Origin of the sequence: Streptacidiphilus melanogenes, assembly GCF_000787835.1 — a bacterium.
In the GTDB taxonomy this organism is placed as follows: Bacteria; Actinomycetota; Actinomycetes; order Streptomycetales; family Streptomycetaceae; genus Streptacidiphilus; species Streptacidiphilus melanogenes.
On the sequence record NZ_BBPP01000008.1, the window covers coordinates 46,195 to 69,566 of the forward strand.

Annotated in this window: 23 protein-coding genes and 1 pseudogene; 16 read left to right on the forward strand and 8 right to left on the reverse strand. The window is 72.6% G+C overall.

Translation table 11 applies throughout. The features are described from left to right. Nucleotides 1–36 precede the first annotated feature (36 nt). A complete protein-coding gene (locus TR49_RS11160) occupies nt 37–3,534 on the reverse strand; it encodes a HAMP domain-containing protein (protein ID WP_042380341.1) in 3,498 nt (1,165 codons plus the stop codon). 251 nt (nt 3,535–3,785) lie between these two features. On the opposite strand from TR49_RS11160, the gene TR49_RS11165 reads away from it, so the two are divergent. From TR49_RS11165 to TR49_RS11210, 10 genes are all read left to right on the forward strand, one after another. After that, entirely contained in the window at nt 3,786–3,983 is a 198-nt protein-coding gene (locus TR49_RS11165) for a hypothetical protein (protein ID WP_042380344.1), read from the forward strand. Further along, nucleotides 3,980–4,366 carry an STAS domain-containing protein gene (locus TR49_RS11170; RefSeq protein WP_052434197.1) on the forward strand — a complete coding sequence of 129 codons (387 nt, stop codon included), beginning with the start codon at nt 3,980–3,982 and terminating at the stop codon, nt 4,364–4,366. The genes TR49_RS11165 and TR49_RS11170 overlap by 4 nt, the downstream gene beginning before the upstream one ends. A gap of 77 nt (nt 4,367–4,443) precedes the next feature. After that, a complete protein-coding gene (locus tag TR49_RS11175) occupies nt 4,444–4,935 on the forward strand; it encodes an ATP-binding protein (RefSeq protein WP_052434198.1) in 492 nt (163 codons plus the stop codon). Continuing rightward, nucleotides 4,932–5,153, forward strand: a complete 222-nt coding sequence (locus TR49_RS11180; protein ID WP_152627198.1) for a hypothetical protein — start codon at nt 4,932–4,934, stop codon at nt 5,151–5,153. The genes TR49_RS11175 and TR49_RS11180 overlap by 4 nt, the downstream gene beginning before the upstream one ends. Before the next feature lie 297 nt (nt 5,154–5,450). After that, on the forward strand, nt 5,451–6,731 hold the full coding sequence (locus TR49_RS11185) for a sensor histidine kinase (RefSeq protein WP_152627199.1): 1,281 nt from the start codon (nt 5,451–5,453) through the stop codon (nt 6,729–6,731). Continuing rightward, complete coding sequence (locus TR49_RS11190; RefSeq protein WP_042380348.1) at nt 6,728–7,147, forward strand: roadblock/LC7 domain-containing protein; 420 nt, start codon at nt 6,728–6,730, stop codon at nt 7,145–7,147. Before TR49_RS11185 ends, TR49_RS11190 begins: the two co-directional genes overlap by 4 nt. After that, nucleotides 7,144–7,548 (forward strand): DUF742 domain-containing protein, encoded by a 405-nt coding sequence (locus TR49_RS11195; protein ID WP_042380350.1) that lies wholly within the window; start codon nt 7,144–7,146, stop codon nt 7,546–7,548. Before TR49_RS11190 ends, TR49_RS11195 begins: the two co-directional genes overlap by 4 nt. Further along, on the forward strand, nt 7,535–8,188 hold the full coding sequence (locus TR49_RS11200; protein WP_084724791.1) for a GTP-binding protein: 654 nt from the start codon (nt 7,535–7,537) through the stop codon (nt 8,186–8,188). Before TR49_RS11195 ends, TR49_RS11200 begins: the two co-directional genes overlap by 14 nt. A 37-nt stretch (nt 8,189–8,225) precedes the next feature. Further along, nucleotides 8,226–9,461, forward strand: coding sequence for a styrene monooxygenase/indole monooxygenase family protein (locus TR49_RS11205; RefSeq protein WP_042380353.1), 1,236 nt, complete (start codon nt 8,226–8,228; stop codon nt 9,459–9,461). A gap of 296 nt (nt 9,462–9,757) precedes the next feature. Continuing rightward, the gene (locus TR49_RS11210; RefSeq protein WP_042380355.1) at nt 9,758–10,471 is read left to right on the forward strand and encodes a hypothetical protein; all 714 of its coding nucleotides are present in this window, start codon (nt 9,758–9,760) and stop codon (nt 10,469–10,471) included. A gap of 106 nt (nt 10,472–10,577) precedes the next feature. On the opposite strand, the gene TR49_RS11215 is transcribed toward TR49_RS11210, so the two are convergent. Genes TR49_RS11215 through TR49_RS11225 form a run of 3 tightly spaced genes read right to left on the reverse strand, consistent with a single transcriptional unit; the run spans nt 10,578 to nt 14,023 of the window. Continuing rightward, complete coding sequence (locus TR49_RS11215; protein ID WP_042380357.1) at nt 10,578–11,612, reverse strand: alpha/beta hydrolase; 1,035 nt, start codon at nt 11,610–11,612, stop codon at nt 10,578–10,580. A 30-nt stretch (nt 11,613–11,642) separates the two neighbouring features. After that, entirely contained in the window at nt 11,643–12,476 is an 834-nt protein-coding gene (locus TR49_RS11220; protein ID WP_042380359.1) for an SDR family NAD(P)-dependent oxidoreductase, read from the reverse strand. Further along, nucleotides 12,476–14,023, reverse strand: a complete 1,548-nt coding sequence (locus tag TR49_RS11225; protein ID WP_042380361.1) for a flavin-containing monooxygenase — start codon at nt 14,021–14,023, stop codon at nt 12,476–12,478. Before TR49_RS11225 ends, TR49_RS11220 begins: the two co-directional genes overlap by 1 nt. A gap of 142 nt (nt 14,024–14,165) precedes the next feature. On the opposite strand from TR49_RS11225, the gene TR49_RS11230 reads away from it, so the two are divergent. The 3 genes and pseudogenes from TR49_RS11230 to rho all read left to right on the forward strand — a co-directional run. Further along, entirely contained in the window at nt 14,166–15,377 is a 1,212-nt protein-coding gene (locus tag TR49_RS11230; protein WP_042380363.1) for a PucR family transcriptional regulator, read from the forward strand. Nucleotides 15,378–15,517: 140 nt separating this feature from the next. Continuing rightward, the gene (locus TR49_RS11235) at nt 15,518–16,162 is read left to right on the forward strand and encodes a CBS domain-containing protein (protein ID WP_042380365.1); all 645 of its coding nucleotides are present in this window, start codon (nt 15,518–15,520) and stop codon (nt 16,160–16,162) included. 313 nt (nt 16,163–16,475) lie between these two features. After that, a pseudogene (rho, locus tag TR49_RS11240) lies at nt 16,476–17,645 on the forward strand (transcription termination factor Rho); the annotation flags it as partial. Between the two features lie 39 nt (nt 17,646–17,684). Here rho and TR49_RS11245 read toward each other — a convergent pair. Next, complete coding sequence (locus TR49_RS11245; protein ID WP_042380367.1) at nt 17,685–17,999, reverse strand: hypothetical protein; 315 nt, start codon at nt 17,997–17,999, stop codon at nt 17,685–17,687. A gap of 93 nt (nt 18,000–18,092) precedes the next feature. Here TR49_RS11245 and TR49_RS11250 point away from each other — a divergent pair, with 93 nt between their 5' ends. Further along, on the forward strand, nt 18,093–18,380 hold the full coding sequence (locus tag TR49_RS11250) for a DUF1905 domain-containing protein (protein WP_042380369.1): 288 nt from the start codon (nt 18,093–18,095) through the stop codon (nt 18,378–18,380). A gap of 22 nt (nt 18,381–18,402) precedes the next feature. On the opposite strand, the gene TR49_RS11255 is transcribed toward TR49_RS11250, so the two are convergent. Next, nucleotides 18,403–19,839 carry a Fic family protein gene (locus tag TR49_RS11255; RefSeq protein ID WP_042380372.1) on the reverse strand — a complete coding sequence of 479 codons (1,437 nt, stop codon included), beginning with the start codon at nt 19,837–19,839 and terminating at the stop codon, nt 18,403–18,405. 111 nt (nt 19,840–19,950) lie between these two features. Between TR49_RS11255 and TR49_RS11260 the strand changes: the two genes are divergently transcribed. Next, the gene (locus tag TR49_RS11260) at nt 19,951–20,733 is read left to right on the forward strand and encodes a dioxygenase family protein (protein WP_042380374.1); all 783 of its coding nucleotides are present in this window, start codon (nt 19,951–19,953) and stop codon (nt 20,731–20,733) included. A 115-nt stretch (nt 20,734–20,848) separates the two neighbouring features. Next, nucleotides 20,849–21,889, forward strand: coding sequence for an NAD-dependent epimerase/dehydratase family protein (locus tag TR49_RS11265; RefSeq protein WP_042380377.1), 1,041 nt, complete (start codon nt 20,849–20,851; stop codon nt 21,887–21,889). An 80-nt stretch (nt 21,890–21,969) separates the two neighbouring features. Here TR49_RS11265 and TR49_RS11270 read toward each other — a convergent pair whose 3' ends face one another. Further along, on the reverse strand, nt 21,970–22,215 hold the full coding sequence (locus TR49_RS11270) for a hypothetical protein (RefSeq protein ID WP_042380379.1): 246 nt from the start codon (nt 22,213–22,215) through the stop codon (nt 21,970–21,972). Nucleotides 22,216–22,358: 143 nt separating this feature from the next. Continuing rightward, nucleotides 22,359–23,294, reverse strand: a complete 936-nt coding sequence (locus tag TR49_RS11275; RefSeq protein ID WP_042380382.1) for a helix-turn-helix transcriptional regulator — start codon at nt 23,292–23,294, stop codon at nt 22,359–22,361. Between the last annotated feature and the right edge of the window lie 78 nt (nt 23,295–23,372).

Consider the following 23,372-nt stretch of genomic DNA (forward strand, 5'->3'; position numbering starts at 1 on the left):
CGGGGCGGTGACCACTGCCCGACGACCGGGCGAAGCTCAGCGCAGATGGCGGTGCACGCGGTCGAGCAGCTCGTTCGAGTCGACGGGTTTGACCAGGTAGTCGGTGGCGCCGGCGGCCAGGATCTCGTCGCGGTCGCCGGGCATCGCCTTCGCGGTGACCGCGATGATGGGCAGGTCGACGAAGCGCGGCATCGCCCGGATGCGTCGGGTGGCCTCGTAGCCGTCCAGACCGGGCATCATCAGGTCCATCAGCACCACGTCGACGTCGTTGCGGTCCTGGAGCATGTCGACGCCCTCCTGCCCGTTGGCCGCGCGGACGACCCGGGCGCCGTGCAGCTCCAGCACGCCGGAGAGCGCGACGACGTTGCGCTCGTCGTCGTCCACCACCAGCGCCACCCGGCCCTGGAGGTCGTCGCCCAGCCGGGCCTCCCGCTCGGAGGCGGCCGGATCGGCGGCCTGTTCGCCGGGGGCCGGGGCGGGGGCGTCGGGGGAGCGGACCGGCAGCAGCAGGGTGAAGGTGCTGCCCTGGCCGAGGGTGCTCTCCGCCCGGATGACGCCGCCCAGCAGATGCGAGATCTGGCGGCTGATCGACAGGCCGAGGCCCGTCCCGCCGTAGCGGCGGGACGTGGTGCCGTCCGCCTGCTGGAAGGCCCCGAAGATCGAGCCGAGGTGCTCCTGGGCGATGCCGATCCCGGTGTCCTCCACCCGGAAGGCCACCACCGGCGCCCGCCCCGCGAGCTCGCGCGGCAGCACCTCCACGGGAACCGTCTCGACCCGCAGCTCCACGCTGCCGGTCTCGGTGAACTTGACCGCGTTGGACAGCAGGTTCCGCAGCACCTGCCGCAGCCGCTGCTCGTCGTTGACCAGATCGGCAGGCAGGTCCGGGCCGGTGCTGACGCGGAACTCCAGGGCCTTGTCGGTGGTCAGCGGCCGGAAGGTGTTCTCCAGCGAGTCCAGCAGCGGCCGCAGCGCGAACCGTTCCGGGCTCACGTCGAGCTTGCCCGCCTCGACCTTGGACAGGTCGAGGATGTCGTTGATGAGCTCCAGCAGGTCCGACCCCGCGGAGTGGATCACCGTGGCGTAGCCGACCTGCTTCTCCGTCAGGTTGCCGCCGGGGTTCTGCGCCAGCAGCTGCGCGAGGACCAGCAGGCTGTTGAGCGGCGTGCGCAGCTCGTGGCTCATGTTGGCCAGGAACTCCGACTTGTACATCGACGCCGTGGACAGCTGCTGGGCGCGCTCCTCCAGCTCCTGCCGGGCCAGTTCGATCTCCAGGTTCTTCGCCTCGATGTCCGCGTTGCGGTCCGCGAGCAGGCCCGCCTGCTGCTGGAGTTCGGCGTTGGAGCGCTGCAGCTCCTGCTGCCGCTCCTGAAGCTCGGCGGTCAGCCGCTGCGACTCGGCGAGCAGCTCGTCGGTGCGGACGCTGGACAGGAGCGAGCCGACGTTGACCCCGAGCGCCTCGGTCACCTGGTTCAGGAAGTCCCGGTGGACCTGCGCGAAGGGGTGCAGTGAGGCGAGTTCGAGGACGCCGAGCAGCTGCTCCTCGGTGGCGATGGGCAACAGCAGGAGCGAGGCGGGGGCGGCGCTGCCGGCTCCGGAGGCGATGGTGAGGTAGCCGTCCGGCAGGTTCTCGACCATCAGCGTGCGGCGGCTGCGGGCGCACTGGCCGACCAGGGACTCGCCGATGCGGTAGCTGAGCTTCTGCCCCTCCGGTGCGCCGTAGGCGCCGACGCGGATCAGCCGCGTCCCGTCGGCGGTCTCCCGCGCCAGGTAGAACGCGCCGTACTGGGCATCGACCAGCGGCGTCAGCTCGTCGAGCACCAGCTCGGCGATGGCGGCCAGGTTGCGCGGCCCCTGCATCAGGGCCGAAACGCGGGCCAGGTTGGACTTGAGCCAGTCCTGCTCGAGGTTGAGGCGGGTGGTCTCGCGCAGCGATTGCACCATGGCGTTGATGTTGTCCTTGAGCTCCCCGACCTCGCCGGGCGCCTCGACAGTGATCGAGCGGGTCAGGTCGCCCTCAGCGACGGCGCTGGTGACCTCGGCGATGGCGCGCACCTGCCGGGTGAGGTTCCCGGCCAGCTCGTTGACGTTCTCCGTGAGCCGCTTCCAGGTGCCGGAGACGCCCTCCACCTCGGCCTGGCCGCCGAGCTGGCCCTCGGTGCCGACCTCGCGGGCGACGCGGGTCACCTCGGCGGCGAACGAGGACAGCTGGTCGACCATCGTGTTGATGGTGGTCTTGAGCTGCAGGATCTCACCACGTGCATCGACGTCGATCTTGCGGGTCAGATCGCCGCGCGCGACGGCGGTGGTCACCTGGGCGATGTTGCGGACCTGGTTGGTCAGGTTCGTCGCCATCGAGTTGACGTTGTCGGTCAGGTCCTTCCACGTGCCGGCCACGTTGGGAACGCGGGCCTGGCCGCCCAGCACGCCCTCGGTGCCGACCTCCCCGGCGACGCGGGTGACCTCGTCGGCGAAGGCGGAGAGCATGTCGACCATGGTGTTGATGGCGTCCGCGAGCGCGGCGACCTCGCCGCGGGCCTCGACGGAGATCTTCCGGGACAGGTCGCCGCGCTCGACCGCCTGGGCGACCTGCGCGATCGAGCGGACCTGGCCGGTCAGGTTGGACGCCATCACGTTGACGTTGTCGGTCAGGTCCTTCCAGGTGCCGCCCACGCCGCGGACCGTCGCCTGGCCGCCGAGCTTGCCCTCGGTGCCGACCTCGCGGGCCACGCGGGTGACCTCGTCGGCGAAGGCGGACAGTTGGTCGACCATCGTGTTGATGGTCTCCTTCAGCTCCAGGATCTCCCCGCGCGCGTCGACGGCGATCTTCTGGGTCAGGTCGCCGCCCGCGACGGCCCCGGCGACCTGGGCGATGGCCCGCACCTGGCTGGTCAGGTTCCCGGCCATGAAGTTGACGTTGTCGGTCAGGTCCCGCCAGGTCCCGGCCACCCCAGGCACCCGCGCCTGCCCGCCGAGCCGGCCCTCGGTGCCGACCTCGCGGGCGACGCGGGTGACCTCGTCGGCGAAGGCGGAGAGCTGGTCGACCATCGTGTTGACGGTGTTCTTCAGGGCGAGGATCTCCCCGAGCGCGTCGACCTCGATCTTCTGCGTCAGGTCGCCCTTGGCCACCGCCGTGGTGACCTGGGCGATGTTGCGCACCTGGTCGGTGAGGTTGCGGGCCATGCCGTTGACGGAGTCGGTCAGCTCCCGCCAGGCCCCGTTCACACCGGGCACCTGGGACTGACCGCCGAGGCGGCCCTGGCCGCCGACCTCCTGGGCGACGCGGGTCACCTCGGAGGTGACCAGGGTCAGCTGGTCGAGCATGCCGTTGAACACCTGGGCGATCTCGCCCAGCAGCCCGTCGGCCAGCCCGTCGGCGCCGGGCGACAGGCGGGCCGAGAAGTCGCCGTCGCGGACGGCGGTGAGGCCTGCCAGCAGCTGGCGCAGCCCCTCCTCCGCGCGCTCGCCGTCGCCGCGTTCGTCGTTGCCCTGGGAGGGAACCCGGCCTGTCGGATCAGGTGACGAGGGAACCTGCATACCCGCCTCTCCACCACTCGCGCGGACCGCCGGCCTGCTCGGCGGGCCTGGGCGTCAGAGCTTGGCCCACCATTCATCGTTCCACTCGGGCGGCGCGGATGCAGCCGTCTCCGTGTTCTTGGGAACCGCCGTGTTCCCGGAGGACTGGCGCGTTCCGGAAAGCCGCCGCCGGGCTGCATGCCTCGCGGCCCGCTGGGCAGACGCGCGTCGACACGGACACGGCACCGGCACGCGCAGCGAGGAGGTGCGTCGTGGAGGCCAGGCACGGCCCAGGACTCTCCGAGCGCGAGCAGCAGGCGCTCACCGGCATCGAGGAGACACTGCGTGAGGACCATGTCCTCGACCAGCGACTGCGGACGATGCGGCCGCACCGCCTGCGACGGCTGCGCTGGGGCCGGCGACGCGACATCGGCGGCCGCGGGAGTGCGGGCGGGAGCGTGGGGACATGAGCCCGTCGCAGCCCCCCGAAACATGGCAGCCGGAGACGGGCGGCGACCGCTTCACGGTGACGCACGACCCGGGCGCGGGCGAGTGCGTGCTGCGGCTGCGCGGGGAACTCGACCACGACACCGCGCCGGCCCTGCGGGCCGAGCTCAGGCGGTGCGAGGGGGCCGGGTCCACGCGCGTGCTGGTGGACTGCTCCTCCCTCGGATTCTGCGACTCCACCGGGCTCAGCGTGCTGCTGGACGCGAGGGCGCGGGCCAACGTGCGCGGGGCGGCGATCGTCCTGGTGGGCCTGGCCCCGGTGGTGGCCCGGATCTTCGAGATCACCGGGGCGGACTCCCTGTTCCCCCGGTACCGGACCGTGGCGCAGGCCCGCGCAGCGGGCTGATGGCCGGCGGGCTGAGGGCAGGCGGGCACGAGCCAGCGAGGCGACGTGCGGCGGACTGCGTAAGGAGGCGGGGCACGGTGGAACGGGTGGTCGTGGACCGACTGGTGTTGACGGGCGCTTCCGGCCCGGTCGGGCGCTGTCGTGACTTCGTACGCGGCGCTCTGAGCGCGCGCAGCTGGCTCGACGTCGGGGCCGACGACGATGCGCTCGCCCACCCTGCGCTCGCCGACCCTGTCTTCGACGCTGCGGTCGCGGACCGGCGCGCGCTGGTCGAGGACGTGGTGCTGATGACCTCCGAGCTGGTCACGAACGCCTGTCAGCACGCCGGGGGACCGGTCGAGCTGACGGTCTCGGACGCGGGGCGGCGGCTGCGCGTCGAGGTCGTCGACGCGAGCCCGCAGCCCCCGCGGCTGCGGCCGCTCACGACCGCATCCCGGCCCGGCGGCCACGGGCTGCGCGTCGTGCAGGCGCTGGCGTGCCGGTGGGGGAGCGAGGCCCGGCCCGCGGGTAAGGCGGTCTGGTTCGAGGTGTCGCGGCCCGGGACCGGTCGGGTGGAGGCGATCGGATGAGCCCTTACGAACTCATGGCGGAACACCACCCCGGAGAGCTGGCCCCGAACCGGCGCCGCTGGCACGTGGTCCGCCGCGGCCGGGTCACGGGCCTGTGCGGGCTGCTGCTGTCGCCGGTCGGCGAGACGGGTCCGCTGGTCGCCTGGGCCGACCTGGCGCAGTCCGGCCGTTGCCTCGCGTGCTGGAGGGCCTACCGTGGGCGGGCCACGGCCGCCTGACGATGCGCGAAGGTGAGGACTCCCGCCCCACCCACCGCCTGTCGGCGCGTCAACGGCAGGCGGTCCTGGCCCGGCCGACGGCGGGATTCCGGCTCTTGCCGGACGAACATAGCAGTCCAGAGTGCGGACACGTGCAACGCGACTCCGTCCGACACCAAAACACCTCCAATCATGCACAACTGATTACCAGTCAGGCGTCCGGGGTGGAATCCGGAATCGCCCGTGTGATGTGATGGACGTGTCATTAGTTGTGCTTGCTTCCAACGCGCATGCTGCTGCGCCGAACAGTGGGGATACGTGTCCACACCGAACACCCCTGAGGCCATAGCCGGCGGCGCTGCCGTGTTCCTTCTGCTGGTGCTCCTGGCCTGGCAGCTGCGGACCCGCAGAACCAACCGGCGCGAGCTGGCCGCCCGCAACTCCGCGATGGACGGGCTGCGCCGCGCTTATGACGACCTGGAACGCGCCTTCGGGACGGCGCAGCAGCACAACGCACGGATGACGCAGGAGCTCGAGGACGCCGCCGAGGAGCTGCGGCGCAGCCGCAGCGAGGGCGGCGAGGTACTCGCCAACCTCGCGCTGCGCTCCCTCGCCCTGGTGGAGCGCCAGCTCGGCAGTCTGGAGGGCCTGGAGGAGATGGAATCCGACTCCGTCCGGCTGGAGCAGCTCTACGGACTCGACCACCTGGCCACCCGGATGCGCCGCAACAGCGAGAACATGCTGCTGCTCGCCGGGGCCGAGCAGCACCGGGCCGGCCGGCCCGGCGCGCCCGCCGCGCTGCTGGACGTGCTGCGCGCCGCCCTGTCCGAGATCGAGCGGTACGAGCGCGTCCACCTGACGGCGCTTCCGCAGGTCTTCGTCCGGCCCGAGGTGGCCGACGACCTCAGCCACGTCCTGGCCGAGCTGCTGGACAACGGGACCGCCTTCTCCCCGCCGACCGAGGCCGTCACCGTCACCGCCTGGCACCTCGACAGCGGCGAGGTCATGGTGTCCGTCGCCGACCGCGGCATCGGCATGACCGACACGATGATGCGTCAGGCCAACGCCGCGCTGGCCGAGCAGGGCGACGGCCGCCAGGTCGGCCACGGCACCGGCCGCTCCCTCGGCCTGCGCGTGGTCACCCTGCTCGCGCGCCGCCTCGGCCTGCGCGTCCAGCTGCGCGCCAGCGCCAGCGGCGACGGCACCACCGCCCTGGTCGCCCTGCCCGCCGGGCTGCTGACGGAGGCTCCGGTCGCCTCCACGCAGCAGCTCCCGGCCGGTATCCCCGTCCCGGCGTCCGCCACACCGACCCCGGTCGCGGGCCGCCCGCGCGGCCCCGGCCTCGCCGCCGTCCCGCAGCCGGCCGGGGGCGTCCGGACGGCGGTCCGGGCCCCCGCTGCCACGCTGCCCAAGCGCGTCCCCGGCGAGAGCGGCCAGCTGGCACAGATCACCGACCCCGCCCCCGGCCCGGAGGCTGCGACCACCGCCCGGCCGCAGAGCGCCGGTTCCGCCGCCGACGAGCTCCGACGCCGCCTCGGCGGCTTCCAGAACGGACTGCGCGCGGCCGCAGCCCCGCGCAAGGAGGACGAGAAGGCATGACCCAGGCGAACCCGCAGCTGCGGCTGCGCTGGCTGCTCGGAGACGTGCTCATGGGCACGGCAGGTCTGCGCGCGCTGGCGCTGGTCTCCACCGACGGACTGCCCCTGGTCGCCGTCGACGAGAACTGCCCCGCCGAGGAGCTGGCGACCTTCGTCGCCGGCATCAACGGACTGGCCGGCGGTCTGACGGCGCTGCTGGACTACGGGCAGCTCAAGCGGACCGTGGTCACCCTCGACGAGGGCACGCTCATCCTCATGGCCGTGGACCGGACGGCCTGCCTCGCCGCCTACACCGCCGCCGACTGCGACCTGAGCGTGGCGGCCTTCCAGATGGCCCGGCTCGTCGACCAGGCCGGCCATGTGCTGACCCCGCACGTCCGCTCAGAGATCTCAGAGGTCCAGGAGGCGATCCGGTGACTGTCCCCGCGCGCTCGCTCCGCGTGCGTCCCTACGCGTTGACCGGCGGCCGGACCCGCTTCGGCCAGGTGCTCCTGGTCGAGACCCTGATCTCGGCCGTCGAGCAGGGGTCGGCGTACCCCGCGTGGCAGGCGCAGGCCGCGTCCACGATGCCCGAGCTGGAGCGCATCTGCGCCCTGTGCGAGGGTCAGATGCGGTCCATCGCCGAGGTCTCCGCCCTGCTGAGACTGCCGCTGGGCGTGGTCCGCGTCTGGGTCAGCGACCTCATCGACGCCGGCCGGATGCGCGTCCACGGCGGGACCGTCGCCATGGGCTCCTCCGGCTCGCCGATCGGCGTTCCCGGCCGCCCCAACCGCGTGGTGCTCGAAAGAATCCTCGGAGGCCTCCGTGACCTGGCCTGACACCCGCACCGACGTCGCGCCCCGGGTCGGCGCACAGGGCGTCGGCGCACCCGGCGGCGCGGTGGCCACCCCCGGCATACCGCTGACCGAGCTGCCGGTCACCTCCGCGAAGATCGTGATCGCGGGCGGCTTCGGCGTCGGCAAGACCACCATGGTCGGCTCGGTCTCCGAGATCACGCCGTTGCGCACCGAGGCGATCATGACGGACGCCGGCAGCAGCACCGACGAGCTCGCACCCGACAGCGGCAAGACCACCACCACCGTGGCCATGGACTTCGGCCGCCTGCGCATCGCCGACGACCTGATCCTCTACCTCTTCGGCGCGCCCGGCCAGCGGCGCTTCTGGTTCATGTGGGACGACCTCGCCCGCGGCGCCGTCGGCGCGGTGGTCCTGGTCGACACCCGCCGGCTCGCGGACGCCTTCCCCGCGGTCGACTACTTCGAGAGCAGCGGCCTGCCCTTCATCGTGGCCGTCAACGAGTTCGACGGGGCCCCGCTGTACCAGGAGGCCGACATCAGGGACGCCCTCAGCCTCCACGACGGCGTGCCGCTGCTGCACTGCGACGCCCGCTCCCGCGCCTCCTCGGCGCAGACGCTGGCGGCGCTGGTGCAGCACACCCTCTCCGTCACGGACATCTGACCCACCATCGCGGAACCATCGACACCTGGAGCACAACTTGGCGAGAATACTCGTCGTCGGCGCCGGCCAGGCCGGCCTGCAGATCGCCCTCGGCCTGCAGAACGACGGCCACGACGTCACGGTGATGACCGACCGCACCCCGGACGAGGTCCGCGCCGGCCGGGTGATGTCGACCCAGTGCATGTTCCGCACCTCGCTCGCCCACGAGCGCGACCTGGGCATCAACCTGTGGGAGGCGGACGCCCCCAAGGCCCTGGGCCTGGGCGTCTCGGTCAGCGGCCCCGAGGCCGCCCGCGTCATCGACTGGGTCGGCCACCTCGACGGCTTCGCCCAGTCCGTCGACCAGCGCGTCAAGATGCCCGGCTGGCTGGAGCTGTTCGCCCAGCGCGGCGGCAAGGTCGTCGTCAACGGCGTCACCGTCTCCGACCTCGACTACCTCGTCCGCGGCTACGACCTGACCCTGGTCGCCGCGGGCAAGGGTGAGCTGGTCTCCATGTTCGCCCGCGACCCGGAGCGCTCCCCGTACAGCGCGCCGCAGCGCTCGCTGGCCGTCTCCTACGTGCACGGCCTCGGTCCGCGCCCGGAGCACGACTTCCCGGCCGTGCGCTGCAACCTGGTGCCCGGCGTCGGCGAGTTGTTCGTGATCCCCGCCTACACCCTCTCCGGCCCGTGCGACATCCTCTTCTGGGAGGGCATACCCGGCGGCCCGCTCGACGTCTTCGAGCCGGCCCTGGAGCCCGAGGAGCACCTGAACCGCACGCTGGACCTGATGCGCACGTACACCCCGTGGGAGTACGAGCGCGCCCGCGGCGTCGAGCTCACCGACGCGCGCGCCACCCTGGCCGGCCGCTACGCCCCCACCGTCCGCAGGCCCGTGGGCGAACTGCCCGGCGGCGGCGTGGTGATGGGCGTCGCCGACGTCGTCGTCGCCAACGACCCGATCACCGGCCAGGGCTCCAACACGGCGTCCAAGTGCGCCGCCCACTACCTGGACGCGATCCGCGCCCACGGCGACGGCCCCTTCGACCGCGCCTTCATGGAGCAGACCTTCGAGTCCTTCTGGGCGAGCGCCGCGGGCGACGTCACGGCCTGGACCAACGCGATGCTGGCCCCGCCGCCGGAGCACGTGCTCAACCTGATCGGTGCGGCCGGTCAGATCCAGCCCGTGGCCGACCGCTTCGCCAACGGCTTCGACAACCCGTCGGACTTCCCCAACTGGTTCTTCACCCCGGACGCGGCCGCCGCCTACCTGGGCTCCTTCACCCAGGCCTGAGCCCGCTCCACGTCACGACCCGTCGGCCCGGCCCGGCCCCGCCCACAGGCGGCGTCGGGCCGGGCCGACGGCCATACGGTCGTCTCCGGCAGGAGCACAGCGGGCTCGCTGTGCAGACCCACACCGGAGGGGCCACGTCACCGTGCACACAGGTCCTTCGCTTCACACGCAGTCGTCCAGGGTTGCCTGCCTCCGGAGGATTGCCCCGGCGCACCGTGCTCGGCGATTCTGATACTGCCTCACCGCCCTCGCCTGCTTTCGGCGACGGGCGCCAGACGGACGGGGGGACGTCGAGGATGGATCGACCTGAACACTTCGCCTACGCGGAAGACCACTGCGCGCTGGATCTTCGCCTGCTGGCCATGGGTCTCTACGGACCCGTCGCTCTGTTCGTCCTGTGCCTGGTCCTCGGTTTCACGGCCGGCTCGAACTGGTTCGTGTACGCGGCCTTCGCTCCGGTCTTCTGCATGGTCAACATCTCGTTGCTGTACCGGAACTGGGCGACCGGCATCAGGGTGGACGAGCGGGGCGTCCGGATCGGGGCGGTCGCCTCGAAGGGGGCGGAACGCCGGAACCCGACTGTCACGCACCAGAACTGGGCGGTGTTCTCGTGTCCCTGGTCGGGCGTCCGCGAGATGTTCGTGGTCACCGATCCTGGCCAGGTGAGGCGTCTGCGCACGTCACCCGAGTACTACACGCTCAGCAACCGGTGGGCGAAGCCGAAGACCATGGTCTGGTGCATGGCGGGCGTGCTGGTTTCCCCGCTCATGCGGTCGGCGCTGGTGGTACGCATCGACCCTGCTGTGGCAACCGTGCCCACGTTCCGGTCCGCCCTGTTCTTTTCGAACTACACGGATCCCAGTGACCCGCACCTCAGCCGCCGTCTCCAGCCCAGAGTCGGCGACACGTGGGTGGTGCCGACCCGCCACCCGGAACGTCTTCGAGCGCTGATCAAGGACCAGCTCCACCCTGTCGTCCCGACGCCGAAGCAGAAGCCGCAACAGCTGTGAGCTGATCACTCGCCCCGGTTCCACACGCCCGCGACCTGACGACCGGAGTCGTCAGGTCGCTGCCGTCGGAGAAAACCCCGCGGGGCGTCGGCAGGGTGAAGCAGCCTCAGGGCGTGACGACCGGCTCCTCCTCGGCGGAGCCGGGGGGCGTGGCGGACGCGGCTCCCTGCCGGCGGTCGAGCCACGAGGCCATCTCCGCGTAGGCGTGCTCGCGGGCGTCGAGGTCGGAGAGGACGACGTCGTGGCGGGCGCCCGGGATCGGGACGACGGTGGTCTCGTGGCCGAGGCAGCCGGACCAGCGGGCGATCTGGTCGACGTCGAGGACGGTGTCGGCGCGGTTGGCCTGCTCGGACCAGGTGGAGGCCCAGTGGCTGCTGTCCGAGCGCAGCACCAGCGAGGGCACGCCGACGTCCAGGCCCCGGTGCAGGCGGGCGTGGCCGCGGCGGACCGCGTTCAGCCAGCCGTGGGTGACGGGGAAGCCCGTGAGCGGTTTCAGCTCGGTGTCGAAGTCCCACTCGCCCTTGCGCCCGGCGTACACCGAGTCGCCGTAGACGGTGCTCGGCGGCAGCTTCAGCGGGCGCATCGGCGCCACCCGGGCCAGCACGCGCAGCGCCTGCGTCAGCGGGCCGCGCTGGAAGGCCTTGCCCTGAAGGTCGAACCACGGGCTGTTGAGGATCAGCCCCGTGACGGGCGCGACGCGGCCGGCCGCGCGGCGGCGGTCCAGCCACAGCGGCAGCACCAGGCCGCCGGTGGAGTGGGCCATCAGGACGACCGGCAGGTCGGGGTGCGCGGCGGCGACGACCGCCAGCGAGCGCTCCAACTCGGCGTCGTACAGGGCGAGATCGGAGACATAGTGCGCGGTCTGGCCGGGACGGCGCGCGCGGCCGCACTTGCGCAGGTCCAGCGCGTAGAAGGCGAGGCCGCGGGCGGCGGCGAAGTCGGCCAGCGCCGTCTGGAAGAAGTAGTCCGAGAAGCCGTGCACGTACAGCATCGCGCCGCGCACGTCCTCGTCGGCCCGTGGCTCGCGGCGCACCAGCACCGCGGTGACCGGGCCCTCGCCGTCCGGGTCGCCGCCCAGGTCGAGAGTGGTCTGGGCGTAGCCGTCGCCGAGGATGTCCGGCTGCCAGTCGGGTCCGTGCATGAAACTACCTCCGGGGAGTTGAAACCGGGTTCACTTTGGCCGACCGGCGGCCTTCAGGACAAGGCCCAGCAGCGTGGAGTAGCGGGCGGGGAACAGGCGGGCGACCAGATCGGGGACCCGGGCGCTCAGTGCGATCAGCAGGCGGGGCCGGCGCCGCTCCACGGCGGCGACGATCTCCTCGGCGGCCCGCTCCGGGGGATAGGTGAGCAGCCGGTTGAAGCCCGAACGCGCCGCGGCCTGCTCGGCGGTCGGCACGCTCGCCGCGAAGCGGCTGCTCTCGGCGATCCGGGTGCGGATGCCGCCGGGGTGCACCACCGTCACCCCGACCTGGCCCGCGAGCTCCGCTCGCAGCGCCTCGGTGAACCCGCGCACGGCGAACTTGCTGGTGGCGTAGGCGACCTGGCCCGGCGGCGCGATCAGGCCGAACAGGCTGGAGAGATTGACCAGGTGCGAGCCCGGGTTGGCCCGCAGCACCGGCAGCAGCGCCCGCGTCAGCGTCACCACGGCCCGGTAGTTGACGGCCATCAGCCAGTCGAACTCCTCCTCGCTGACCTGCTCGAAGGTCCCGCCGAGCGCCACGCCCGCGTTGTTGACCAGCAGCGCGGCGTCCGGGTGCGCGGTCGCGAGCGTGTCGCCGAGAGCGTGCGTGGCCGCGTCGTCGGAGAGGTCGACGACGTAGGTCGCGACGGGGCGGGCGGAGATCTCGCCGACCGCCTTGGCCACCCGTCGCAGCCCCTCGGCGTCGCGGTCCACCAGCGCGAGCGCGCTGCCGCGCCGGGCGAGCGCGTGGGCCAGCTGCTCGCCGATGCCCCCGGCCGCGCCGGTGACCACGGCGGTGCCCCGGGTGAAGTCGAAGCGCTCCATCAGGCGGAGACCTCCTGGGAGGCGCGGGGACCGGCGACGGGACCTCCCGGGCTCACGCTGAACCGCAGCTCCGGGTCGGTGACCGGCAGGTGCCGCAGCAGCTGCACGTCCCCGGCGTAGTTCATCGAGGTCAGCCAGGGGGTGCGGTCGCCCTGGCGGGGCAGCTTGTCGATGGCGCGCTGGATGTAGCCCGCGCCGAAGTCGAGCAGCGGTCGGGTGGGCATGGCCGGGTCGGCGAGGACCGGCACGGCCGTGTCGTAGCCGAGGGAGTCCATGTGGGCGAGCAGTCGGCACAGGTGCTCGCAGAGCAGGCCGACCTTGAGCGTCCAGGAGGAGTTGGTGTAGCCGATCGAGTAGGAGAAGTTGGGCACGCCGGAGAGCATCATGCCCTTGTAGGCGACGGTGTCCGCGAGGCTCACCGGCCGGTCGTCGACGGTCAGTGAGATGCCGCCCATGGCCTGCACGTTCAGGCCGGTCGCGGTGACCACGACGTCGGCCTCCAGCTCCCGGCCCGACTCGAGGAGCACACCGCCCTCGGTGAACGTCGCGATCCGGTCGGTGACCACCGACGCCCGGCCCTGCCGGATCGCGCGGAACAGGTCCCCGTCCGGGACGGCGCACAGCCGCTGGTCCCAGGGGTCGTAGGGCGGGTTGAAGTGCTCGTCGACGGGATAGCCCTCGGGCAGCTGCTTGGCGTTGACGCGCCGGATCAGTCGGCGCGCCGCCTTCGGGTACTTCTGGAACAGGCGCCAGATCACCTGCTGGCGGGCGATGTTCTTGCGCCGCGTCAGCGCGTAGGCGCGGCCCTCGTCCAGGAGCCGGCGCAGCAGGTTGGCCACCTTGTCCTGGGCGGGCACCGGCATGATGTACGTCGGCGTGCGCTGCAGCATGGTCACGTGCGCGGCGTCGGGGGCCAGCGCCGGGACCAGGGTGACGGCGGTGGCGCCGCTGCCGATGACGAGGACCCGCTTGCCGGAGGTGTCGAGGTCCTCGGGCCAGTGCTGCGGGTGCACGATCGTGCCCGAGAAGCGCTCGCGTCCGGGGAAGTGCGGGGTGTAGCCCTCGTCGTAGCGGTAGTAACCGGCGGCGGCGAAGAGCCAGTTGCAGGTCAGCGTGGCCCGCTCGCCGGTGTCCTGGCGTTCGGTCTCCACCGTCCAGCGCGCGTCGGCCGAGCTCCAGGAGGCGCCGAGGACACGGGTGCCGTAGCGGATCCTGCGGTCGATGCCGTGCTCGGCGGCGGTCTCGCGCAGGTAGGCGAGGATCTTGTCGGCGCCCGCGATCGCGTCCTTGTCCCGCCACGGCTTGAACGCGTAGCCGAAGGTGTGCAGGTCCGAGTCGGAGCGGATGCCGGGGTAGCGGAACAGGTCCCAGGTGCCGCCGGACGCGTCGCGGGCCTCCAGGATGGCGTAGCGGCGTCCCGGGTGTTCGCGCTGGAGGTAGTAGCCCGCGCCGATGCCGGAGATCCCCGCGCCGATGATCAGCATGTCGAACGACGTGGCCCGCTGGTCCGGGGTTTCCTCTGTCGTGGTCTCGTCTGTCGCGGCCATGGCGCGGGCTCCCGTCGGCGTGGTGCGGAACTTCCGATGGCGATCATCGTCGGCGATGCGCGCGGCCCCGGCTATGGGCAGGTTGCACCTGAAGCGCTCCGATGTGCAGCACAGTGCACCAGCCCCGCCGTAGGGTGGGCGCATGCTGTGGGAACCGCCCTCGGAGAGGGTACGCGAGCTGATCCGCCAGGGCGCGGAGCTGGCCGTCCGGCCGCCCGAGGACTGGCTGCGGGAGCTCGACGCGGCCACGCTCTCCGGTCCCCACAACCGGCAGCTCGCCGACGACCCCGTGATGGCCGCCGCCACCCGCCGGGCCAACCGCTCGAACCTGCTGTTCTGGGCCGCCGCCAACGTCCAGGCCCCGGGCCACCGGGTGCCCGCCAACGTCGGCCCGCCGCAGCTGGACATCGCCCGCGACCTGGTCCGACGCGGCCTCAACGAGACCGCCCTGGACGCCTACCGCTCCGGGCAGGCGGTGGCGGTACGCCGCTGGACGGAGATCTGCTGCGGTCTCACCACCGACCCCGCCGAGCTGCGCGAACTGCTCGACGTCTCCTCCCGCTCCATCGCGGCGTTCGTCGACGACACCATCGCCGCCATCGCCGAGCAGATCGCCCGCGAACGCGAGGAACTCACCACCGGCAGCCACGCGGAGCGCCTGGAGACGGTCAGCCTGCTCCTCGACGGCGCCCCGATCCCGGTCGGCCGCGCCGAGCAGCGCCTCGGCTACCCGCTCGCGGGCGAGCACACCGCGGCCGTCGTCTGGACCGACGGCCCCGAGGTCGACCTCGCCGCCCTGGACCGGGCCGCCGAGCTGGTCGCCGCCGCCTGCGGCGACCGCCGTCCGCTCACCGTCCCCGCCGGGGCGGCGACCCGCTGGGTGTGGGTGCACGGCCGCCCCGACCCGGAGCTGCTGCGCACCCGCGCCGCCGCCCTCCCGGAGGTGCGGATCGCCGTCGGCTCGACGGCGGAGGGCCTCGACGGGTTCCGGCGCGGCCACCTCGACGCGCTCGCCGTCCAGCGGATGCTCGCGCGGCTCGCCTCACCGCACCGGGTGGCCACCCACGAGGAGGTCGAGCTGGTCGCCCTGCTGACCGCCGACCCGAAGAACGCCGCACACTTCGTGCGGCGCGTCCTCGGCGCGCTGGAGACGGCCGAGGCGGAGGTCACCGACGCCGTCCGCGTCTTCATCGCCGCCCAGTGCAACGCCTCGCACGCGGCCGCCCTCCTCTACGTCCACCGCAACACCCTGCTCCGCCGCCTGGCGCGCGCCGACCGGCTGCTGCCGCGCCCGCTCGCCGAGAACGTCGTCGAGGTGGCAGCCGCCCTGGAGGTCCTGCGCTGGCGTGCGTGACAGCGCCCGCGGTGGGTGGGCGCGGCGCGGCGCAGCAGCGGCGACCTGTGCAGCGACTTGAACGGCGACTGGAGTGGCGACGCCGTCGCGCATCGGTGAGGCTGGAGGCGCACGCGGCCGCGACGAGGCGAGGGACCCCGATGACCCAGGCAGAGAGCCGGACCGTCCGGGACGTGATGACCGCGGACGTGGTGACCGCGACGGGCCGGACGCCGTTCAAGGAGCTGGCCCGCCTGATGGACGAGCACCGGATCAGCGCCCTCCCGGTGATCGACGGAGCCCGGCACGTCCTCGGCGTCGTCTCCGAGGCGGACCTGCTGCTCAAGCAGGCCGGCCGCCGCCAGAAGCTGGGCATGCGCAGCGCCCTGCTCGACCCCGACCAGGCCGCGCGGCTCACCGCCCTCGTCGCCGACGACCTCATGACCGCTCCCGCCGTCACCGTCGGCCCCGACCAGACCGTCGCCGGTGCGGCGCGGATCATGGTGCAGCGCGGCGTGAAGCGCCTGCCCGTCGTCGACGACGCACGCACGCTCCTCGGCATCGTCAGCCGCGCGGATGTGCTGCGGGTCTTCCTCACCGACGACGCCGCGCTGGAACACGAGATCCGCGCGGCGCTGTCCCGCACGATCGGCGCCGAGGCGGCGGCCGACCTCACCGTCGCCCTCGCGGACGGCGTCGTCACCATCGGCGGTGTGCTCGGGGACTCCTCCCGGATCCCGGCGGTCGCGCTCGCGGTGGGCGGCGTCGACGGCGTCGTGGATGTGACCTTCGCCTTGCAGGGCTGACAGGGTCGCTGATTCGGGTGACTTGACAAGAAGCCAGTCCGTACCTGTTACTATGGAACGCAGCGGAGTGGATCTCCTCCGCCAGGCTCCCGCTCCCGCGATTCTGACCGCGGTAGAGCAAGCAGAGCAAGCAATCAATTGAGCACCTGAGCACCGCACCACGTATGACACCACGTCGTGCATCGCGTGACGACCCACCGCGATGCGCAGGTCCCTGGCGTCCACGCCCGGACCTCTCACACCACCTCAAGAAGTGGATCCCACCATGACCACCACACTCGAACCCACCACCAACGTCACGACACCCGGCAGCGTCGCCGCACCCGTCCTCGACGTGGACCTCGACCTCATCCAGGTCACCGGGGTCCTCGACCTCCGCGACGGCCACGCCTTCCTCCGCACCTCGGGCTACCAGCCCGGCCCCGCCGACCTGCACGTGTCGACGGCTCAGATCCGCGACCTCGGGCTGCGCCCCGGCGACACGATCACCGGGGTCACCCGAGCCATCGGCGGCGCCGGCGGCAGCAGGGGCAGGGGCGATCGCCGCCCCTCCCTCACCCGTGTCGACGCCGTCAACGGTCTCGCCCCCGAGCGGGCCCGCAAGCGGCCCGTGTTCGGTGAGCTGACGCCGCTTCACCCCGACGAGCAGTTCCGGCTGGAGACCGAGCCCGGCGTGCTCGCCACCCGCGTCATCGATCTGGTCGCCCCCGTCGGCAAGGGCCAGCGCGGCCTGATCGTCGCGCCGCCGAAGACCGGCAAGACGGTGGTCGTGCAGACCATCGCCGCCGCGCTCGCCCGCAACCACCCCGAGGCCCACCTCATGGTCGTGCTCGTCGACGAGCGCCCGGAGGAGGTCACCGACATGCAGCGCTCGGTCAGGGGCGAGGTCCTCGCCTCCACGTTCGACCGGCCCGCCCGCGAGCACATCGCCCTGGCCGAGCTGGCCATCGAGCGCGCCAAGCGGCTCGTCGAGCTCGGGCAGGACGTCGTCGTGCTGCTCGACTCGATCACCCGCCTCGCCCGCGCGTACAACACCGCCGCGCCCGCGACGGGACGCACCCTCACGGGCGGCGTCGACGCCACCGCCCTCCACCTGCCGAAGAAGTTCTTCGGCGCCGCCCGCAACATCGAGGACGGCGGCTCGCTCACCATCGTCGCCACGGCGCTCGTCGACACCGGCTCCCGGATGGACGACCTGATCTTCGAGGAGTTCAAGAGCACCGGCAACATGGAGCTGCGTCTCGACCGCAAGCTCGCCGACAAGCGCGTCTTCCCCGCCGTCGACGTCAAGGCGTCGGGCACCCGCCGCGAGGAACTGCTGCTCGGCCCCGAGCGCACCTCCGCCACGTGGACGCTGCGGCGGGTGCTGAACGCCCTCGACACGCAGCAGGCCACCGAGTTGCTGCTCACCCAGCTGAAGCAGTCCCCGACCAACGCGGACCTGCTCGACCGGGTCGCCGCCGGCCGACCGAGCGCCTCGTGACGTGCGCCATCGCCGCACACCCTGTGCCCGTCCGGGCGCTCAGTCGCCCAGCCGCCGCTCCTGGAGGACGATCCACTGCGTGGGCACGAAGTACGCCCACAGGCCCCAGACGGGCTGCGGGTGGCAGACGAAGCCGACCAGCTCGCCGTCCGCGACCATGAACCCGCGCCCCGGGCTCTTGCGCCGTCCCGCGCCGCGCAGCAGCAGAGTGTGGTGTCCGGGTTTCAGCTCCAGCTCCAGCCGCCCCCCGACCTGGATCGTCGCGACCTCCTCGGCGTCGAGCACGACCTTCCACGGGCCGCGGTCCCACACCGCGTAGGGGAAGATGCGCTGCAGCCTCAAGGTCGCGGTCATGGCCACCAGTGTGCGGGCCCCACCCCCTGGAACCGCCGCGCCGCGCCGGTACGCTGAGTGAGCCTCAGCCCCTCTCGCGGAACGGACCGGTCGATGGATCTCGTCTTCTCCGGCTGCGTGATCGAATGGCGCGGCCCGGCTCCTTACTACTACGTCCCCGTCCCGCAGGAGCAGGCGGCCGACATCCACGAGGTGGCTGCCCGGGCCAGTTACGGCTGGGGCGTCATCCCCGTATCGGCCCGCATCGGCGACACGGCCTTCACCACCTCCCTCTTCCCCAAGGACGGCGGCTACCTCCTTCCGCTCAAGGCCGCGGTCCGCCGCCCGGAGGGCCTGGCCACGGGCGACGTCGTGGCGGTGGAGATGACCGTCCGGCTGTAGCGGCCGGGGCCACCACTCCAGGTCATAGCCGGTTCGAGCCCGATTCCCCACGGCCGATGCTGCGTCGGGTCTCCGCGAGGTGCAGGCCGACGTAGCGCGCGAGCGAGAGCGCGTCCTGCGGGGAGTCGGCGCGGAAGCTGACGCGCCGCAGCAGAGTGACGGAGTCGAGCGTCACGCCCTCGCGGGCGAGGACGAAGACGACGGTGAGGAAGGCGGCGCGGGCATTGCCGTCGTCGAACGGGTGGAAGAAGCAGACATCGAGGCAGGCGCGCGCCGCTCGGGCGGTCAGCGGGAGCGGCTGCTTCAGGCCCGCCGCATCAGGTGCGCTCTCGGCCAGGCAGGCGTCGAGACGCGCGTGGGTGTCGGCGTCGATGCCGTAGCGTTCCCGCCCACCCTTGGCGAATGCAGGAAGGGCGCGGAACGGCGGCGGTTCGGTTGCCGGCGTGCCGAGCACGTGCCGCTGCCAGCGGCGCAGCGTCTCGAAGTCGAGCGTGGCGCCGCGAGCCGCGTCTGCCCGCACCGACTCCAAGGCGGTGAGCAGACCTTGTGCCCGGACGGGGTCGAGCGCTCCGTCGAACGCGCGGATGTCCTCGGCAGCGCCGTCGCGCGCGGGGATGAGCGGCTCGCCCGGGGTGGTGCCCGAGTCCGGCGCATCGTGCCAGGCGACCTCCTCGCGCACCGCGAGCCAGCGCCGGAGATGGTCCGGCGGGTCGAGCGGCGCCGCACCGGCTGTCGCCCGGGACATCGCCGTCACCGGCGCCTCGTCCGGCGCCGGCAGGGTCCTGGCCAGACGCTCCGCGACCTCCTCGACGGTGACGGCATCAGGGCCGCTCCAGCTCCGGAACCGGCCGCCGACCGCCTCGGCGACCAGCCCCTCCGCGACGTCGGAAGCGACGCCCCATCGGTTCAGGAACCAGCCCAGCACCTGTCGGCAGTGCCGGTGCCAGCCGCTGCCGCCGCCCGTACGATCCGCCACCTGAAGGATGAGCTTGCGAGCTGCCAGCTCCCAGAGGATCCGGTTCTCGACGGCGGACGCCAGGTCGAGCGGGTACGCGTCGAACGACCCCGCCAGGTCTTCCAGCCAGCCGCGCCATTCCAGCAGAGCGGCGAGCACACGTGGCAGCGTCTCCTGGGGGTTCGTGACGGAGTCCCGGGGGCAGCACCAGTTTCCGATCGGCCCGCCGTCGAAGTCCCCCTCGTCGTGCGACCAGCGCCAGCCGACGGTCCAGCGGCCGTAGCGCTCGACGAGCGCGTGCGACATGGCGTCGGCCCAGGGCTTCGCTGTGTCCGACGTCCACGCCGCCATCACCGGGTCCGCGAAGCGCACATCGGGTCGGCGGGGCACCCGTCGGGCCGGTCCGAGCGAGCGGATCACGTGCTCGGCGGCCGAGCCGTCGAAGGGATGTCGGGTCGGATCCACCTCGTCCCAGCTCAGGCGGCCGGGGGCAAGTTCGAACATCACCGCGCCAGCCTGCCCGCGCCGCAGCCCGCGTTTCAACGCGATTTCGGCCGGAGGAGAGGAGTAGGCTCGGAGATGTAGTTCAGATTTGAACCAGGAATGAGGAGAGTCATGACCACCGCCGCCCCGGGGCGCATGCCCGCCCTCTACCTGGGCCACGGCGCGCCGCCGCTCGCCGACGACGCCCTGTGGACGGGCCAGCTCGCCGCCTGGTCGGCGGAGCTGCCCAAGCCCAAGGCCGTGCTGATGATCTCCGCCCACTGGGAGGAGGCTCCGCTCGCCATCGGGGCCACGACCACCCTGCCGCTGGTCTACGACTTCTGGGGCTTCCCGCAGCACTACTACGAGGTCACCTACGCCGCCCCCGGGGCGCCCGAGCTCGCCGACTCCGTCCGCAAGCTGCTGCGCGGCGCCGGCACCCCGGTGCAGGACATCCCCGACCGCGGCCTCGACCACGGGGCCTACGTGCCGCTCGTGGAGATGTACCCCGACGCCGACGTGCCCGTGCTCCAGGTGTCGATGCCGACGTTGGACCCGGTCGAGCTGATGCGGATCGGACGCAGGCTCGCGCCCCTGCGCGACGAGGGCGTCCTCATCGTGGGCAGCGGCTTCTTCACCCACAACCTGCGCGCCCTCACCCAGGACGGCAGCGTCCACTCGATCATGACGGAGTTCGACGACTGGGGCCGCCGCGCCCTGGAGGCCCAGGACGTCGACGCCCTGCTCGACTTCGAGCGAAAGGCCCCCGCCGGCCACCTCGCCCACCCGCGCACGGAGCACTTCGCGCCGCTGTTCGTCACGCTCGGCGCGTCCGAGAACGAGCTCGGCTCCGGCCGCAGCGTGATCGACGGCTTCTGGATGGGCCTGTCCAAGCGCTCCCTCCAGTTCGGCTGAGCCCGCCGACCGCCGTTGCGAGCGCTCGGCGCCCGTCGTTCGCCCACCGCGCAAATTCTTCGCCCAGCGCAGAGCAGGTTTACGCCACGCCGGTCCGCCGAACAGACTTCTCGTCATGAAACTTCTCGTGATCGGTGGATCGGTGTTCGTGGGGCGGGCCTTCGCCGAGGAGGGCGTCCGGCGCGGCTGGGAGGTGACGGTCTTCAACCGGGGGCAGAGCCAGCACGACCCGGCGGGCGTCCGCTCGCTGCGCGGCGACCGGACCGACGAGGCCGACCTCGCCTCGCTCGCCGCCGCCGGCCCCTACGACGCGGTGGTGGACGTCTGCGGCTACGTCCCCACCGAGGTCGCCAAGTCCGCCGCCGCGCTCGCGCGCAGCGCGGACGCGTACCTGTTCGTCTCGACGATCAACGTCTACCCCGGCTACCCCGCCGAACCGACCGACGAGCTGTCGCCACGCCAGGGCGGCCGCGCGGACGCCGGCCCGGACGACGGCGACTACGGCTGGTTGAAGGACGGCTGTGAGAAGGCCGTCCGCGCCGCCTTCCCCGGCCGCGTCGTCGTGCTGCAGCCGGGCCTCATCGTCGGCCCGCACGACCGTGCCCGCCGCACCACCGCCTGGCTCCGGCGTGCCGCGCAGGGCGGCCGGATGGCCGTCCCCGGTACCCCCGACCGCGCCCTGCGCCTCATCGACGTGCGCGATCTCGCCGCCTTCGGTCTCGACCTGGTCTCCGCCGCGCCGCGCGACGAGGTCGAGGACTACATGGTCCCCGGGGCGCCGGACAACGGCAGCTGGGGCGACTTCCTCACCGCCTGCGTGGCCGCCACCGGCGGCAAGGCGGAGCTCGCCTACGTCGACGACCAGATCTTCGTCGACCACGAGGTGGAGCCCTGGACGGAACTCCCGCTGTGGCTTCCGGCCGGCCGCGAGGACTGCGCCGCCACCTGGGACGCGTCCAGCGAGAAGGCGCTGGCCGCAGGCCTGCGCTGCCGCCCGATCACGGACTCCGTCCACGAGACGGCCGAGTGGCTCTTCGGCCCCGGTGGCGAGCAGGAGGCCTTCGAGGACTACGGCAAGTTCAGCGCCTGGACGCCGTTCCTGTCCGCGGAGAAGGAGCGGGCCATCCTGGCGGCTCACGACGTCGAGAGCGCCTGAGTGCCGAGCGGGGCGCGGGAGACCGTGCCCCGCTCTCTGTGCCCTGCACCTGCGGACCTGCGGGAACGCCCCCGCGACCGCTACACCGGGAACGCGTTCGCCTTGGCGCGGTTCAGCTCGTTCGCAATCGCGACGAACGCGCGGCGCTCCGCGCGGGACAGCGCGACCTGCTCGTCAGGGTCGATGCCGACACCGCTGACGCCGACCGCCCACGGGCGGAACGCGGCCAGCCAGACGGCGCGCACGCCCATCAGGGTCCACAGGCCCGCGACGCCCAGCAGCGTGTACAGGGCGACTGCATGGAGGGGAGTCAGCTGCTGGTGCATACCCTGGACCGTCCTCTCGGAGCCGGACACGAGCGGGACACAGGCGGCTGGTCCGCGCTTCCGGCCTAGTTAACACCCCGTTCCGGATCTTCGGAACCTCGGGGTCGGCCGCGACTCGAGGACGGCGCGAGGACGGCTCGGGTTCAGGCGGTGCCGGTGATCGGCGACGAGGCCGCCTCCGGCCCGGTCGCGGTCCAGCTGGCCAGCAGGCGCAGGGCCTCAGCCGAGGGGGAGCCCGGCTCGGCGGCGTAGGTCACGAGCATCTGACCGGCGTCGGCGGGCAGCACCAGCGACTCATTCACCAGGGTGAGGCGGCCGACGAGCGGGTGGTGCAGCTCCTTCGTGCACGGGCCCGTGCCCCGCACGTCGTGCGCAGCCCACCACTGCCGGAACAGGGGGCTCTTGACCGACAGCTCGCCGATCAGCGCGGCCAGGCGCGGGTCGTCGGGGGAGCGGCCGGCGTGCATCCGCAGACCGGCCACCACATCGCGCGCCTTGCCCTCCCAGTCGAGGTACAGGTCGTGCGAGGCCGGATCCATGAAGACGATCCAGGCCATGTTCCGCTGCTCCGGCGGCCGCGCCTCGAAATCGCCGAGCAGCGCGCAGGCCATCCGGTTCCAGGCGAGAATGTCGCAGCGACGGCCCAGCACGTAAGCGGGGACGGAGTCCATCGCGTCCAGCAGGTGCTGCAGCTGCGGGCGCACCCGCTCCGGGCGCACCACCGCCGTCCGGCCGCGGCGCGGCGCGGGCTTGGCGAGGTGCTCAAGGTGCTCGCGCTCGGCGCGGTTCAGGCGCAGCGCGTCCGCGATGGCCTCCAGCACCGCCGCCGAGACGTTGTGCGCGTTGCCCTGCTCCAGCCGCGTGTAGTACGCGACGCTCACCCCGGCCAGCTGCGCCAGCTCCTCGCGGCGCAGGCCCGGCACCCGGCGACGTGCCCCGAAGTACGGCAGCCCCACGTCCTCCGGCTGCAGCCGCGCCCGCCGGGTCCGCAGGAACTCGCTCAGTTCGGCGCGCGGGTCGAGGGGAGCGGGCGTGTCCTGCACGGCGGCGGGGTCCGTCGGGGCGGTTTCGGGGCTCATGTCAGTCAAGTATGCGGGCCATCGTGCCTACCAGGGTGACCCTCCCAGTGGTAGGAACCGCAGGCATACGTTCACGGA